Origin of the sequence: Sphaerimonospora mesophila, assembly GCF_001417795.1 — a bacterium.
In the GTDB taxonomy this organism is placed as follows: Bacteria; Actinomycetota; Actinomycetes; order Streptosporangiales; family Streptosporangiaceae; genus Sphaerimonospora; species Sphaerimonospora mesophila.
Window position 1 is genome coordinate 20,137 of the sequence record NZ_BCBX01000039.1, and the last position, 16,341, is coordinate 36,477.

10 protein-coding genes are annotated in these 16,341 nt (G+C 71.2%); 8 read left to right on the top strand and 2 right to left on the bottom strand.

Features of this window, described 5'->3' with window-relative positions; translation table 11 throughout:
• Nucleotides 1–9 precede the first annotated feature (9 nt).
• On the bottom strand, nt 10–1,404 hold the full coding sequence (locus tag AP234_RS20505; RefSeq protein ID WP_055481485.1) for a cellulase family glycosylhydrolase: 1,395 nt from the start codon (nt 1,402–1,404) through the stop codon (nt 10–12).
• A gap of 200 nt (nt 1,405–1,604) precedes the next feature.
• On the opposite strand from AP234_RS20505, the gene AP234_RS20510 reads away from it, so the two are divergent.
• From AP234_RS20510 to AP234_RS20535, 6 genes are all read left to right on the top strand, one after another.
• The gene (locus AP234_RS20510; RefSeq protein ID WP_055481315.1) at nt 1,605–2,615 is read left to right on the top strand and encodes a LacI family DNA-binding transcriptional regulator; all 1,011 of its coding nucleotides are present in this window, start codon (nt 1,605–1,607) and stop codon (nt 2,613–2,615) included.
• Between the two features lie 55 nt (nt 2,616–2,670).
• Nucleotides 2,671–4,692: an alpha/beta fold hydrolase gene (locus AP234_RS20515; RefSeq protein WP_152990534.1), complete on the top strand. Its 2,022-nt coding sequence runs from the start codon at nt 2,671–2,673 to the stop codon at nt 4,690–4,692.
• A 363-nt stretch (nt 4,693–5,055) separates the two neighbouring features.
• Complete coding sequence (locus tag AP234_RS20520; RefSeq protein ID WP_235558278.1) at nt 5,056–7,668, top strand: chitinase C-terminal domain-containing protein; 2,613 nt, start codon at nt 5,056–5,058, stop codon at nt 7,666–7,668.
• Nucleotides 7,669–8,051: 383 nt separating this feature from the next.
• The gene (locus AP234_RS20525; protein WP_055481317.1) at nt 8,052–8,618 is read left to right on the top strand and encodes a copper resistance CopC family protein; all 567 of its coding nucleotides are present in this window, start codon (nt 8,052–8,054) and stop codon (nt 8,616–8,618) included.
• Nucleotides 8,615–9,697, top strand: a complete 1,083-nt coding sequence (locus tag AP234_RS20530) for a CopD family protein (protein ID WP_235558279.1) — start codon at nt 8,615–8,617, stop codon at nt 9,695–9,697. The genes AP234_RS20525 and AP234_RS20530 overlap by 4 nt, the downstream gene beginning before the upstream one ends.
• Before the next feature lie 299 nt (nt 9,698–9,996).
• On the top strand, nt 9,997–11,382 hold the full coding sequence (locus AP234_RS20535; protein WP_152990535.1) for an ATP-binding protein: 1,386 nt from the start codon (nt 9,997–9,999) through the stop codon (nt 11,380–11,382).
• Between the two features lie 24 nt (nt 11,383–11,406).
• Here the strand turns inward: AP234_RS20535 and AP234_RS20540 are convergent, their stop codons facing one another.
• Nucleotides 11,407–12,654, bottom strand: a complete 1,248-nt coding sequence (locus AP234_RS20540; RefSeq protein ID WP_200926623.1) for a hypothetical protein — start codon at nt 12,652–12,654, stop codon at nt 11,407–11,409.
• A gap of 132 nt (nt 12,655–12,786) precedes the next feature.
• Between AP234_RS20540 and AP234_RS20545 the strand changes: the two genes are divergently transcribed.
• Both AP234_RS20545 and AP234_RS20550 read left to right on the top strand, forming a co-directional pair.
• The gene (locus AP234_RS20545) at nt 12,787–15,363 is read left to right on the top strand and encodes an alpha/beta fold hydrolase (RefSeq protein WP_055481319.1); all 2,577 of its coding nucleotides are present in this window, start codon (nt 12,787–12,789) and stop codon (nt 15,361–15,363) included.
• Entirely contained in the window at nt 15,360–16,238 is an 879-nt protein-coding gene (locus AP234_RS20550) for an ABC transporter permease subunit (RefSeq protein WP_055481320.1), read from the top strand. The genes AP234_RS20545 and AP234_RS20550 overlap by 4 nt, the downstream gene beginning before the upstream one ends.
• Nucleotides 16,239–16,341: the final 103 nt, after the last annotated feature.

Consider the following 16,341-nt stretch of genomic DNA (forward strand, 5'->3'; position numbering starts at 1 on the left):
CGGCCCCGGTCAGGCTCTGTGGTCACCGCTCCGGGCTCCGCGCAGGTTGGCGGACAGCAGGTCGATCAGCGGCTCGCGCCGGGTGCAGTCGGCCAGGGCGAAGGAGTCGGCCAGCGCGATCAGCTCGTCGTCGCCGAGGCCGCGGAACAACTCGGCGTACTCGGGCACCAGCGCCTGCGCCATGAGGATGTGGCGGACGAGGTCGTCCACCTGGTAGCGGGCGCCCCACGGGTAGGGCTCCCAGAGCGGGAACTCGGTCTCCATCAGGCGGTGCAGCGGCGCCAGCTCCTGCGCCGACTCCTCCATCGTGGAGCCCCACCGGTCCACGCCGAGCCGCCGCTTCTTGGCGATGAACGGCCCGAACCGGTCCATGTACGGCCCGGCCGCGCAGGCCAGGCCCTGCAGCCCGACGTCCTTGTAGGTCCACAGGGACCACCCGGCGTCGTGGGCGTCGTAGATCTCCAGCTGGTCGCGGAGGATCTGGTACCGCTGCGCGTCGATGTCGGGGTCGCCCGTGTAGACCGGGCCGAACTCGCCCACCCAGATCGGCGTGCCGGTCTCCCGCTGGAAAACGGTCCGCCGCTCGAACGTCCGCTCCAGCTCGGCCCGGTCGCACCACTCCCCGCGCGTGTATCCGGGGTACTGCCCGCCGTGGGCGAACCCGGCCAGCGCGTAGTCGTGGCAGACGAACACGGTGTTCTCGTACACCTCGCGGAACACCGAGAAGTCGGTCGAGTAGGTGTTGCCGTCGAGGAACAGCACATGGCCGGGGTCGACCGCGCGCAGCGCCTTGACCAGGCGGTCGTAGAAGGGACCGACCACCTGTCCGCTCGGGTCGCCCGGCTCGTTGATCGGGTTGTAGCCGGCCACCCACGGGTTGTCCCTGTAGCGGTCGGCCACCACCTCCCACAGGTGGACCGCCCGGTCCTGGAAATGCCGGTGCTGCCAGAAGGAGGCCACGTGGGTGGGGTTGTCCGAGTGCCAGTGCTGGTTCTGCGACCCGGGGAGCGCGTGGAGGTCGATGACGCTGTAGATGCCGCGCTCGCCCAGCAGGCCGATCACCCGGTCCAGGTGGCGGAAGCCGGATTCGACGATCTCCATCGGCCGGTCGTCCGACTCCAGGTGCCGGTAGTTGACGGGGATCCGGACGCAGTTGGCGCCGAGGTCCCGCAGGAGATCGGCGTCGTCCTCCGTGAAGAACGACGTCAGCAGCCGCTCGAAGAACAGTTCATAGCGTTCCTCGCCGAGCACCTCCCGGACGGCCGTCCGCATCGTCGTCTCGTTGGCGGGATAGCCGGTGACGAAGTTCTCCATGTTGAGCCAACCCCCGAGACCGACTCCGCGCAGCCGTACCGGACTGCCCTCCTCGTCCACCAGTTGGGGCCCGGAGACACGCAGCGTCATCAGAACTCCTTCGTCGCCGAAACCGTCGCCGGGGTACGGGTCCCCGCGGACGATCCGGGCCCCCACCAGGTTGAAAGTTTCGGTATGCATCCGAATGTTTCGAGACCCGGAGGATAAAGAGAAGCACGGTAGGGCGTCAAGAGCACCGAGGGAGACCCCCGGCGAATCCGACCCGAAACTTTCGGTTATCCTGTATTTCCATGGCAGGGAAAAGGCGGGTGACGATCGCCCTGATCGCCGAGGAGGCGGGGGTCTCCGTCCCAACGGTGTCCAAAGTGATCAATGGCCGACCCGAGGTGGCCCCGGAGACTCGCCAGCGGGTCGAGCGGCTCCTCCACAAGCACGGTTACCAACGCAGGACCGGCCAGGGCGACGGTCCGGTCGGGCTGCTCGACCTGGTCTTCTCGGAGATCGAGAGCCCCTGGGCGATGGAGCTCGTACGCGGAGCCGAGTCCGCGGCGCACGAGGCGGCGGCCAGCGTCGTGATCTCCGTGCTGCACACCCACGCCGGGCCGGGACGCGACTGGCTGGAGCGGATCGCGGCGCGGCGCACCGACGGGGTGATAATCGTCACCTCCCGGCTGTCCGTACGGCAGCAGGGGCAGCTCAGCGCCAGATCGATCCCGTTCGTCGTGGTCGACCCGGAGGGAGAGCCGCCGCCGGGGGTCGCCTCGGTGGGCGCGACGAACTGGCACGGGGGCCTGGCCGCCACCCGGCACCTCCTCGATCTCGGCCACACCCGCATCGGCATGATCGGCGGGCCGCCCGACATGCTGTGCAGCCGGGCCAGGATCGACGGCTACCGGGCCGCCCTGGAGACCGCCGGGGTCGCCATCGACCCCGAGCTGATCAAGCACGGCGACTTCCTGGTCAACTCGGGTCACGACTACGGGCACGCGCTGCTCTCGCTCGACGAGCCGCCCACGGCGATCTTCGCGGGCAGCGACATGCAGGCGTTCGGCGTGTTCGAGGCGGCGCGCCAGCGCGGCCTGCGGGTGCCCGAGGACCTCAGCGTGGTCGGCTTCGACGACCTCCCGCTGTCGAGCTCGGCCTGGCCGCCGCTCACCACCGTGCGGCAGCCGCTCCAGGAGATGGCGGCCCTCGCCGCCCGCATGGTGCTGGCCATGGGCCGTGGTGAGGGCGCGGAGGCACGCCGGGTCGAGCTCGCCACCGATCTGGTGATCCGCGAGAGCACCGCACGGCCTCGTTGATATTCGCGCTAAGGTTTCTGCGGATATCGCCGGGTTCGCGGGACAGGACTGACGGTTGCGGAGTTGGCATGGGGCGGCCGTCACGGCCTTGGTGACGACCCTGGTGACGGCCTTCGTACTGACCTTCCTCGGTGTCTCCGCGTCGGCCCGGGCCGTCGACGCAGAGGCGACCGACGTGCAGGCCATCGAAACGCAGGCCTACGAAACACAGGCCGTCGGCAGACGGGCCGTCGACGCACGCGCCACCGACATACGGGTCACCGAGGCACGAGCCACCGAGGCACGGGCCGCCGACACACCGGCCACGATCGAGGAACGGCCATGCCCGGTCGCGATGCCGCCGGGCACGAGCTGCGGATTCCTCCTCGTCCCCGAGCGGCGTGACGTGCCGAACAGCAGGACGATCAAGGTGGGCTTCGCCGTCCGCCGGCCCGCGACCACCTCCACCGGCGACGCGGGGATCCCCGTCGTCTTCACCGGAGGCGGCCCCGGCTCCCCGTCGTTCCTGCTCACCGGCCTCCTCTCCGACATGTTCCCCGGCCGCGACGTGGTGGTGATCGAGCAGCGCGGCGGCCGTCACTCCGAGCCGAGGCTGCGCTGTCCGCGGCTCGGCCGGGGCGTCCTGGCCGCGCTGGCGGCGCCCGAGGACACGCGCGAAGCCGGTGAGAACGGCGTGGCGCAGACCCTCCACGGGATCGTCGCGGACGCGGACGCCTGCATGGGCCGGCTCCAGCGCGAGGGGGTCGACCTGCGCGGCTACCGCGGCGCCGAGATCGCCGCCGATGTCGTGGACCTGCGCCGGGCGCTGGGCTACCAGCGGTGGAACCTGTTCGGCGTCGGCTACTCCACCCGTCCGATGCTCCGGGCGGCCGCGCTCGACCCCGAAGGCACCCGGGCGGTGGTGCTCGACTCCTTCCTGCCGGCCGAGGCGAACCGGTACGACGAGGCCGCCGCCGACCTGACGGCGGCCATCGCCGAGCTGGGCGGCACCGAACGCTTCGACGCGATGGTGGCCCGGCTGAACGCCGCCCCGGCCGTCTTCGACACCCGTGACCCGGTCACCCGCGAGCGTGTCTCCTTACGGCTGTCCGGCGACGACATGGCGACGCTGGTCGCGGAGGCACTGCAGGACGGCGATCTCGTCCCGATCGTCCCCGCGCTGATCGACGGCCTGGCGGACGGCCGCACCGGGCTGCTCCAGCCGCTGATGGACCGGATGGGCGAGAGGCTGACCGGCCGTGATTGGGGGCTCTACTACGCGGTCCAGTGCCAGGACGAGGCGCCGTCCGACGCCGCCGCAGGCGCCGCAGGTCCCCGGCTGGCCACCGTCGTCGCCGACGCCGCCGTCTGCGGGGCCTGGCGGCTGCCCCCCTCCCGGGCCGACTGGGCGGCGCCGGACGCGAGCACGCTCCCCGCGCCGACCCTCGTCCTGCGCGGGCGGCTCGACCCCACCACGTCCACCGGGTCCACCCGCCGGGCCGTCGACACGCTGCCCGAGGGCCGCCTCACAGAGTTCGCCGGGGTCGGCCACGCCGTGTTCCTGTCCGGCGACTGCGGACGCCGTACGATCACCGCGTTCTTCGACGCCCCCGAGTCGGCCGGCGCGGCGCCCTGCGATCCGGGACGGGCGCCCCATGCCCTGGTGCGGCCGGGAGACGTGCTGCTGACCCCGGCGGCCTACCGGGCGAGCGTCACGCCGGCGCTGCTCGCGCCGGGGGCCGCGTTCGCGCTCGTGGCGATCGTGCAGTTGCTCACCGGACTGGTGTCCCTGGCCCGGCGGGCCGTCGGCGCGGGCCGTCGGCGCGGCGGCACGCCGCCCGTGCTGTCGGTGCTCGCCGGGCTGGCCGGGGTGGCGTTCGCCGGGCTGTCCGCGCTCAGCCTGGCCGGCCTCACCGACTCGGCCATGCTCGCCGTCGGAGTGCCGCCGGTGGTCGCGTGGTGCGGCCTGCTCGTCGTCGTGGCCACCGTGCTGTCCGGCATCGAAGCCTTCCGGCTGAATGCCCGAGCCGTACGGATCATCCCGGTCATGGCCGGACTGGCGTGCCTCGCCTGGTTCTACGGCTGGCTGCTCGCCTGAAAATCTCCCGTCCCACCCCCGAAACTTTCAAAACCGCGATCACGCGTTCACGACCGGAGGATCCCCGGCGACGGCCGTACGCCGGATCGCCCGTCTCGCCGGAGCCCGCCGGGTTAGCGCCCGACCGAAAACCCCGTACCGTCCCGGCAGTGACACCGACGCCGCCGGCGCGATCGCTCATCGTCACACTCCCCTCACTTTCGGCCGACGAGCCTGAGAGCAGGGTCAGGCGGGGCTTAAGAGGGTATTAACAGGAAACTTTATTAATAGAACCCATTGACGGCCCTGCTCGGGCGGGATTAGTTTCCGGATCAACCCCTGGCGGCCGGGGTGTGTGAACGACTTGGCACTTCGCCTATGGAGGTGACCCTGGTGCTGAAGGGTAATGCCGTGCGTCTGCGCGCGGCGTCGGGCGCGGCCTTAGTCGCCCTGCTCACGGGACTGGCCGCCGGCTTCGCCGCGGTCAGCGGCGCCGGCGGCGCCGCCGCGGCGGTGGACAACGAGGCCTGCCGGCCCGACGGACTCTACCGGACCCCCGGCGTGGACGTTCCGTACTGCCTCACCTATGACGAGGAGGGACGGGAGAAGATGGGCGCGGACCACCCGCGCCGCATCATCGGCTACTTCTCCAGCTGGCGCGACGGCACCAACGGGCAGACCCGCTATCTGGCGAGCGACATCCCCTGGGGCAAGGTCACCCACATCAACTACGCGTTCGCCCACGTGGGGGCGGACAACAAGATCTCCGTCGGGTCGGACCGGCCGGGCAACCCCGCCATCGGCATGACCTGGCCGGGCGTCGCCGGCGCCGAGATGGATCCGGCCTACTCCTACAAGGGCCACTTCAACCTGCTCAACAAGTTCAAGAAGCAGTACCCGAACACCAAGACGCTCGTCAGCGTCGGCGGCTGGGCGGAGACCGGCGGCTACTTCGACGACTCCGGCAACCGGCAGGCCAGCGGCGGCTTCTACACGATGACGTCGAGCCAGGCGGGCATCGACACGTTCGCCGACTCCGTCGTGTCGTTCCTGCGGACGTACGGCTTCAACGGCGTCGACATCGACTACGAGTACCCGACGTCGAACAACGACGCGGGCAACCCGCTCGACTGGCCGATCGCCAACAGCAAGCGCGGCACGCTGATGAAGAACTACGTCGCGCTGATGAAGACGCTGCGCGAGAAGCTGGACCGCGCGTCGGCCGCCGACGGCAGGTACTACATGCTCACGGTCGCCGCGCCCGCCTCCGGCTGGCTGCTGCGCGGCATGGAGACCAACCAGGTCACGCAGTACCTCGACTACCTCAACGTCATGTCGTACGACCTGCACGGGGCCTGGAACAAGTACGTCGGCCCCAACTCCTACCTCTACGACGACGGCAAGGACGCCGAGCTCGCCGCGGCCAACGTCTACGGGGCCGGGCAGTACGGCGGCATCGGCTACCTCAACACCGACTGGGCCTACCACTACTTCCGCGGCGCGATGCAGCCGGGCCGCATCAACATCGGCCTGCCCTACTACACCCGCGGGTTCAAGAACGTCCAGGGCGGCACCAACGGCATGTGGGGCACGGCTCCGGCCACCACCTGCCCGGCCGGCTCCGGCCTGACGACCTGCGGCGACGGCGCCGTCGGCATCGACAACCTGTGGCACGACCTCGACACGAACGGCAAGGAGTCCCCGGCGGGCTCCAACCCGATGTGGCACGCCAAGAACCTGGAGAAGGGCGTCCTCGGCGACTACCTGGGGTCGTACGGCATCGAGGACACGTCGCTGACCGGCACCTACACCCGCCACTACGACTCCACGCTGACCACCCCGTGGCTGTGGAACTCCACCAAGAAGGTGTTCCTGTCCACCGAGGACGAGCAGTCGGTGGCGGCCAAGGCCGACTACGTGATCGCCAAGGGCATCGGCGGCACGATGATCTGGGAGCTCGCCGGCGACTACGGCTGGAACGCCGCCAAGGGGCAGTACGAGCCCGGGACGACGCTGACCACGCTCATGTACGACAAGTTCAAGTCGGCCTCGCCGTACAAGAACGTGCGCGCGACGACCCCGATCCCGGCACAGAAGCTGGACATCTCGGTCGAGTTCCGGGGCTTCGCGCTCGGCGACAACAACTACCCGATCAACCCGAAGATCCACATCACCAACAACTCGCCGATGACCCTGCCGGGCGGCACGGAGTTCCAGTTCGACTACGCGAGCTCGGCTCCGGGCACCGCCTCCGACCAGTCCGGCTTCGGGCTGACGGTAATCCGCAAGGACCACAACGCCCCGAACAACATCGGTGGCCTGAAGGGCGACTACAACCGGGTGTCGTTCAAGATCCCGGGCTACCAGTCGCTCGCGCCGGGCGCGTCGCTGGACCTCTCCTTCGTGTACCAGCTGCCGATCTCGACCCCGTCCAACTGGACCGTATCCTTCGGCGGCAACTCGTACGGCATCCTGCAGGACCTCGCCCGCGGCGGTGTCGAGGCCTCGCCGTCCCCGTCTCCGACGGGCTCGCCCGACCCCTCCCCGTCGCCCACCGGGACCCCCTGCGCCGCTCCCCCGTGGTCGTCCACGACCGTCTACACGGGCGGCGACCTGGTCTCCCACAACGGTCGCACCTGGCGGGCCAGGTGGTGGACCCAGGGTGAGACCCCGGGCAGCGCGGGGGTCTGGGAGGACAGGGGCACCTGTGGGAACGACAACCCCTCGCCCAGCCCGAGCCCCTCGCCCAGCCCCTCACCCAGTCCTTCGCCCAGTCCTTCGCCCAGCCCGAGCCCGTCGCCCAGCCCTTCACCGAGCCCCTCACCGAGCCCGAGCCCGAGCGTGCCCGGCGACTACCCCGCCTGGACGGCCGGCACGAGCTACACCTCGGGGGCGAAGGTGAGCTACGGCGGCTCGAACTACGAGTGCCTCCAGCCGCACACGGCCCTCACCGGTTGGGAGCCGCCGAACGTGCCGGCGCTGTGGAAGAAGTTGTGACCCGGGGCACCGGCCCCAGGTCGTGACCTGAGACGTGACCGGGCGGCGCGTAAGACCCCCCAGCCGCCCGGTCCGACAAGCCTCCGGACCGTGAGAGACCGGTGACACTCTCGCGGTCCGGAGCCCAACCCGGCGCCCGGCGGTCCCGCAAGCGGACCGCCGGGCGCCCCTCTTTCCCCGCGATCTTGCGGTTTCTCGCACGTCACCCCCATGACATCGGCGGACCCCCTCGGTGATCTTGCAGAATCTCGCACGCTCCCGCGTTGACTTGGGCGAACACGGTTCGTGATCTTGCAGTGCCGTCCCCCCTCCGGGGTGTCCGACCGGTCGTGATCAATGGGACCATGGCTTGGCAAGACCCCGCCCAATGGGAGGCAAGGCAGGTGTTCCGAATCAGGCGAGCGGCGGTACGCGCACTGGTGGTCCCACTGGCGGCGTGCGCGGCCCTGTTGCTGCTGGTGGCACCCGTGCGAGCGCACAACGTGCTGACCGGCAGCGATCCCAAGGACGGCGCGACGCTCGCGGCGATGCCCGGCCGGGTGACGTTCACCTTCGATCAGCCCGTGCGGCCCGACTTCGCCAGGATCGCCGTCACCGGCCCGGACGGCGCCCGCTACGAACAGGGTGAAGTGGGCGTGCAGGGCACCACCGTCTTCATCGGCGTACGGTCCCCCGCGCCGCCGGGCGCCTACTCCATCGGCTACCGCATCGTGTCGAACGACGGGCATCCCGTCACCGGCACCGTCAACGTCACCGTGACCGGCGACGGCTCGACGGCGGCTCCGCCCTCGCCGACGGCGCCGGCGAACGAGGCCCTCCCGTCCGCTCCCGTCTCGACCGGCGGCAGCGGGACCTGGGTATGGGTGCTGCTGGTCGCGACCGCCGCACTGCTCGTGCTGTGCACCCTCGTGCTGGTACGGCACGACCGCCGGCAGCGGAGCGCGGCATGACCGAGACGACGGTACGGCCCATGCCCCCGGATCCCACACCACCGGACGGCACTCCGCCGGATGGCAGACCCTCGGACGGCAGGCGACCGGCCGACCGGCCGCGGCTCCCCATCGCCGGACTCGTCACGGGCGGCCTGCTCGCGGCCGTGGTCGCCACGTGGGCGACGCTGCCGGGACGTGCCGTCGGCATCCCCATGCCGAGCCTGGCCGTCGATTACGGCCTGCCGATCACCCGGCTGATCCTCGACCTGGCCGCGACGGCGGCCCTCGGCCTCAGCCTCCTGCCCAAGCTGCTCGGCTTCGGCGACCCCGCACGCACGGAACCGGTGGCCACGCGCGCCCGCCACTGGGCCGTGCTCGCCTCGCTCGTCTGGTGCGCCGCCGCGCTGGTGTCCACCGTGCTGAGCGCCGCCGAGCTGACCCCCGGCCAGACGCCCGACATCGCGACCTACGTCGCCCGCATCCCCGCCGGTCGAGGCCTGATCGTCAGCGCGTCCTGCGCCCTGCTCAGCGCCGCCGTGGGCATGCTCGCCGTACGGTTCGGGGAGAAGGTCCCGGCCGAGCTGCGGGTGCTGATCGCCGGGTTCGGGCTGCTGCCGCTCCCGGTCACCGGCCACGCCTCGAACTGGTACTGGCACGACCTCAGCATGGTCTCCATGGAACTGCACGTCATCGGGGCGGCGTCCTGGACGGGCGGCCTGGTCGCGCTCGCCGTGCTGCTGGCCCGCAGGCGCGAGCTCCTCGCGGCCACGCTGCCGCGATTCTCCCGGCTCGCCACCTACGCGCTCGTCATCGTCGGTCTGTCCGGGATCTTCAACGGGGTGGTGGAGCTGCTGCTGACGCCCGGAGAGAGCTTCCCGGGGTCACTGCTGACCAGCCGGTACGGCTGGCTGATCGTGGCCAAGACCGTCCTCACCGGGGTGATCGCACTGCTCGGGGCGAACATCCGGTGGCGTCTCATGCCGGCGATCGGGCGCGGCTCCGTCACCGCGTTCGCGGGCTGGGCGGCGTTCGAGCTGACCATCATGGGCCTCGCGTACGGCGTCGCCGTCGCGATCACCAGAGCCCCCGTGGCGTGACGGGTCCGGATCGAAAACGGCACCCGTCCCGCCCATCCGTCACATTCTTCACATTCCTCACACTATTCCCATAATCAGGTCGTTTGCCAAAGAAAACGTAATGGATTTTCCCAGTTTTGCTATAGATCAGACCGTGCTATCCCCACGCGGTTTGGAGATGTGAGGGCATTAAGTAATATTTAATCCACTTGGCTCCTTTATGGGACAACGGGGGATCTACCTTGAAGGTCAGAGGGGTGCGTCTGCCACGCCCGCGCTCCATCCGGGGCCGCTTCACGCTCACCGCGGGATTGGTCGCTTTGATCGTATTCGCGGTCATCGGCGCCGGCGCCGACTTCGTGATCCGCAAGACGGTCGAGGCGCACGTATTCAACGCGACGCAGCGGGCGGCCGTCGACTGGATCGCGTCGATGCGGCCAGGTTTGATCCCGGAGCCCGCCGAGACATCACCGGAAGATCCGTCCGGTCAGGTCCATTTCCTTCAGCTCGTGGACTCTCATGGGCGAGTGGTGGCGGCCTCCCCCTCCGCCGCCGACAGTCCGGCGCTCAGCACGGCCCGTCCCTCCGCCCACGATCCGATCCAGTACCTGAAGGCGTGCTCCGCACCGGGCGAGTGCGTGCTGCTCACCGCCATGCTGCCCGCTCCCACCCTGATCGGGGGCGGCGAACCCCACTACGTCTACGCCGGGGTGAAGGAGCCGCCCCTCCTCTCCGGGCACCGCCTGGAGGCCGGAACCGCCGCCCTGGTCCTGCTCGCGTCCGCCGCCTCCGCCTGGATCATGTGGCAGGTGGTGGGCCGGACACTGCGGCCGGTGGCCGCCATCCGCGAGAAGGTCTCCGAGGCCACGGTGGGCGATGCGAGCCTGCGGCTGCCCGAGCCGCCCGGTGACGACGAGATCGCCCGGCTCGCCCGCGCGAGCAACCGGTTTCTCGACCAGCTGGAGAAGCTCATGGCCGACCAGCGGCGGTTCGCCTCCATGGTCTCCCACGAGCTCCGCTCCCCCGCCGCCGCGCTGCGCGCGCAGATCGAGGAGGCGCTCCTCTACCCCGACGACGTGGACCCGCACGAGGCCCTTCGAGGCGCCCTGCGCTCGACCGAGCGCTTTCAGCGGATCATCGACGAGCTGCTGACCTACACCCGGGTCAAGCGGACGGTCGCGTCGGCCCCCGAGCCCGTCGACCTCACCGCGCTGGTGCGGGCCGAGCTCGGCACGCGGCCGCCCCGCGGGAAGCCGGTGCGGCTGCACGCCGCCACAGAACGGCTGGTCGTCCTCGGCACCCGGCTGCATCTGCTGGGCGTCCTGAGCAACCTGCTGGCCAACGCGCAGCGGCACGCCCACTCCCAGGTCGAGGTCACCGTCGAACGCGGCGGCGACCACGCCGTGCTGATCGTCCAGGACGACGGCGACGGCATCGCGGCCGAGGACCGCGAGCGGGTCTTCGAGCCCTTCGTCCGCCTGGCCGACGGCCGGCAGCGCGACCCCGGCGGCAGCGGGCTCGGCCTCGCCATCTCCCGCGAGGCCGCCACCACCCACGGCGGCTCGCTGACGGTCGAGGACTCGCCGCGTGGGGCGCGCTTCGTGCTCCGTCTGCCGCTCATGGACACCACGGCGGCCAACCCGCACTCCGGGCGGGCGCCGGCGATCGGCGACGCCGGGACGCCGCTGCAGCCGGCACGGGCCTGATCGGGCCCGTGTCGGCCTCGCCGCTCAGGTCCCGGCCGCCGGGGCCACGGCCTCCCGGTCCGCGACGTCCGCGGGCGGAGGGGCCGCTGTCGTCGGCGACTCGCCCGCGATGAGGTGGTGCCTGCCCGCGAACCACTCGGCCGCCAGCCAGGCGACGGCCAGCGCGCCGAGGGCGATCGGCCACGAGTCCACGGCGTACGGCGGCGCCTCCAGGGCGGACTGCACGGCCAGGCCGCCGTACAGGCCGCCGGTGACGAGCACGGCGCCGAGCAGCGGCCGCAGGTACGGCACCCGCACGAGGAACGCCAGATCGACGCAGAGCCCGCCCAGCAGCAGGAAGAACGGCACGGCCGACGCCGGGAAGTCCGTCCCGACGAGCAGCGGCCAGATCAGGCAGCGGTATCCGACGTAGGCGGCCGCCACGGCCGTACCCGTCCAGCGCCGCCCGACCATGAGGCGGGCGAAGACCAGCACGAGCATGCCGAACACGGCGGCGTAGACGGGGTAGACCCAGTCGGGGATCGGCAGGGAGAACTTGACGACCATGGTGCGGTCCACCGCCCGGCCCATCTGCTGGGCGGCGAACTCGAGCAGGCTGGGCTCGGCGTACGGCTCGCCCCGGTCCCAGGAGGCGATCTCCAGCACGCCGTACTCCTGCTGCTGCTGCGCGAAATGCACGTTCTCGAAGAAGAACACGAACAGGCCGACCAGCACGAGCGTGCGTCTGCGCACCGTGACCCCGGCCTGCCGCCCGGCGCCGACGTACCATCCCCGGATCACCCCGGCGAGCATCAGCGCGGTGCCGATGTAGAGGAGCGCGTGTGAGGGGCTCCAGGCCGTGATGTCGAGCCCGTTCACGCGGTGGTTGATCAGGTCGAGCGGAACGGCGATGAGGAAGATCCCGGTGCCCCATACGATCAGGCGGGACGCCGTACGATCCACGCCGTAGCCGGTGTACCAGTGCACCAGCGCCAGGGTGACCGCGATGGCCGTGCCCGCGCTGTTGAGCAGGTGCGGTGGAGCCAGGTCGTCGCGCAGCCACTTGAAGTGCCACGACACGTCCCAGCTCGCGCCGAGGACCTTCAGCAGGAACGCCACCAGCCAGCCGGAGTAGAGAACCCGGAACAGGTCGGCCGGGGTCTCCCGGCCCGCCTCCCCCCGGGTCCAGTAGGGCTGTGCCCATGCGAGAACGCCGAGCACCAACGCGCGTACGGCCTGGCCCCACCCGCGCGCCCGGGCGGCGACCTGCCTGAACATCGTTCCTGTTGCCACGCCCGAAATGATGCCGGTCCCGCGACTGACCACGCAATCAGGGACTTCCCTGAGCCATCATCACGATTCGGCACGCTCCGGCGCGATCCGGCGCTGGAGGCCACCCCATGTTCCGACCAGTAGCATCACCGCATGAGACTTCCGAGTGGGCGACGGGCCCTGGCGGCGGTGGTCGCGCTGGTTCTCGCCGTGGCCGGTGCGCTCACCTGGGCGCTGTGGCCGTCTCCGCCGCCCGCCAGGGGCCAGGACATCGCGATCCCCGTCGTGGACGGTCCGGCCGACGACCAGCGGGTGACCCTCGACGCCACCTTCTTCCCGCCGGCCTCCGGTGGGAAGGCCCCGGCCGTGCTGCTCGCCCACGGGTTCGGCGGAAGCAAGGAGGACATGCGCTCGTCGGCCGCCCAACTGGCCGAGCGCGGCTACGCGGTGCTGACCTGGTCGGCCCGCGGGTTCGGCCGCTCCACCGGGCAGATCGCGCTCAACTCCCCCGACTACGAGGTCAAGGACGTACGCCAGCTCGTCGACTGGCTCGCCAAGCGGCCCGAGGTGCGTCTCGACGCCGCCGGGGACCCCCGCGTCGGCATCGCCGGCGGTTCGTACGGCGGGGCCATCGCGCTGATGACCGCCGCCTACGACGGCCGGGTCGACGCGATCGTCCCGCAGATCACCTGGCACGACCTGGCCGACGCGCTGTTCCCCGACGCCACCGGCCGGGGACCGATGAACGGCGTGTTCAAGAAGATGTGGGCCGGGATCTTCTTCGGCTCCGGCGCCGACCGGCTCGCCTCCGGACGAGGCCTCCCCGAGATGGCGACAGGGGGCGCCGGCCCCACGGGTGACGGCGGCGGGATGCCGGTTCCGACGGCCGAGCAGGTGCGGTGCGGGCGATTCCTCCCGGAGATCTGCGAGATGTACCAGGAGGTCGCCGAGAGCGGGCGCGCCACGCAGGCCGCCGTCGATCTCCTGCGTCGCTCCAGCCCGATCTCGGTGCCGGGGAAGATCAAGATCCCCACGCTGCTGATCCAGGGACAGCGCGACTCGCTGTTCCCCCTCTCCCATGCCGACGCCAACGCGCGGGCCATCGCGGCCGCCGGCGCCCCGGTGGAGGTGGCCTGGCTGAGCGGCGGGCACGACGGAGGCGACGGCGAGCCCGACTGGGTCTTCGACCGTACGGCGACCTGGTTCGACCGCTGGCTCAAGGAACAGGACGAAGCTGGGAGCGCGGCCGGGGCCTTCACCGTCTCCAGGGACGGCGGACGCGATCCGGGGACGCGGCAGCGCGTGCTGGTGCACGCGGCGGCCGACCGCTATCCCGGCCTGTCCGGCACCGAGCCGACCACGGTCACGATCTCGGGCCCCGACCAGCCGGTCGCCAATCCGCCGGGCGGCTCGCCCCCGTCGATCTCGTCGCTGCCGGGCTTCGGCGGCCTGCTCGGCGCCACCGGCGGCAGCGCCTCGGTGGCACTGGACATGCCGGGCCAGGCCGCCGCCTTCGAGTCCGCGCCGCTGCCCGCTCCCCTGCGGGTCACCGGCAGTCCGACGGTCCGGATCAAGGTGTACGGCACGGGCGAGGCGACACTGTTCGCCAAGCTCTACGACTCCTCCGACGGAGCGCTCACCGTGCTCCCGTCCGGTCTGGTCTCGCCGCTGCGGGTGACCGCCACCGAGGCGGGCACCCCGGTCACGGTCACGCTGCCGGCCATCGACAGGCTGTTCGACGCCGGGCACCGGCTGCGGGTGGTCGTCTCGACCACCGATCTGGCGTACGCGACGCCGGACGCTCCCGCCGTACACCGGATCGGCCTCGACTCGCCCGACCTCACGCTGCCCCGGGACACGGCGCTGACCACCCCGATGACGGGCCCCGCATGGTGGACCTGGGCGCTGCCGCTCGCCGCCCTCGCGGTCGCCGTCGCGCTGCTGCTCGCCGGCCGGATCCGGACGCGTGACGATCGCCGGGCCGACCTCGCCGAGGTGCCGCTCGTGATCAGCGGGCTGGGCAAGCGCTACCGCGGCGGCGAGAAGGCCGTGGACGGCCTGTCCTTCCGGGTGGAGAAGGGGCAGGTGCTCGGCCTGCTCGGGCCCAACGGCGCGGGCAAGACCACCACCATGCGGATGCTGATGGGGCTGATCGTCCCCGACGAGGGCGAGATCAGGATCTTCGGCGATCGGGTGGTGCCCGGCGCTCCCGTGCTGTCGCGGCTGGGGTCGTTCGTGGAGGGACCCGGTTTCCTGCCGCATCTGTCCGGCCGGGCCAATCTCGAGCTCTACTGGCGGGCCACCGGCCGGCCGGCGCGGGACGCCCACCTGGAGGAGGCGCTGGAGATCGCCGGGCTCGGCGCCGCCCTCGACCGCGCGGTCCGCACCTACTCCCAGGGCATGCGGCAGCGGCTGGCCATCGCCCAGGCCATGCTCGGTCTGCCGGACCTGCTGGTGCTCGACGAGCCGACCAACGGCCTCGACCCGCCACAGATCGCCGAGATGCGCAAGGTGCTCAAGGCGTACGCCGAGCGCGGGCGCACCGTCATCGTCTCCAGCCATCTGCTGGCGGAGGTCGAGCAGACCTGCAGCCACGTGGTGGTCATGCACCGCGGCCGGCTGGTCTCCACCGGTCCGGTGGGCGAACTGCTCGGCGGGGCCAAGTCGGCCAACGGCTCCGGCCCCCGGCTGGAGGACGTCTTCCTCGACCTGATCGGAGAGAGCCGATGAGCCCGGTGTCGCAGGAGTCCCCGAGTCAGGACCTCGGGCAGGCGCACGGCTACGCTCCCGGTCGGACGCTGCCGCTCCGGGTGGAGATCCTGCGCCAGTTCAAACGGCGCCGGACGCTGGTGATGTTCGGCCTGCTGCTGGCGCTGCCGTGGATCCTCGTCGTGGCGTTCCAGTTCGGTCCGCAGCGCGGCGGGCAGGACTCGCTGCGGCTGTCCGACCTCGCCACCCAGGGCGGGCTCAACTTCGCCGCCTTCGCGCTGTCGGTGTCGGCGAACTTCCTGCTGGTCGTCGCCGTGGCGATGTTCTGCGGCGACACCGTGGCGAGCGAGGCGAGCTGGTCGTCGCTGCGCTACCTGCTGGCCGCGCCGGTGCCCCGGAGCAGGCTGCTGCGGCAGAAGCTGATCGTGGCGCTGGGCTACTCGGCCGCCGCCGTTACCGTGCTCCCGCTGATGGCGCTGCTGGCCGGCACGCTCGCCTTCGGCTGGAACGACATCCGGGTGCCCGGCACGGGTGAGCTGATCCCGGCCGCCGACGTGCTGCCGAAGTTCGCCGTCGTCATCGGATATGCCCTGGTCAGCCAGCTCGTGGTCGCGTCGCTGGCCTTCCTGCTCTCGGTCTCCACCGACTCGCCGCTGGGCGCCGTCGGCGGGGCCGTCGGCCTGGTGATCGTGAGCAGCATCCTCCAGGCGGTGGAGGCGCTCGGCTCGCTGCGCGAGTTCCTGCCCACGTTCTGGAACACCGCCTGGCTCGACGCGCTCGCCCCGGAGCCCGACTACAGCGGGATGATCAAGGGCGTCGCGGTCTCCGTGACGTACTCGGTGATCCTGATCGCCTTCGCGTTTCGCCACTTCCGCACCAAGGATGTCGTCTCCTAGTGGGCAACACCCTCTCGCCGTTCACGCGGTCGCCGTAGGGTTGCCTGCCGACATCCGCATCGAGGTCGTGCGAAGGAAGAGCGGTCCCGGCCTGTGGTCATGG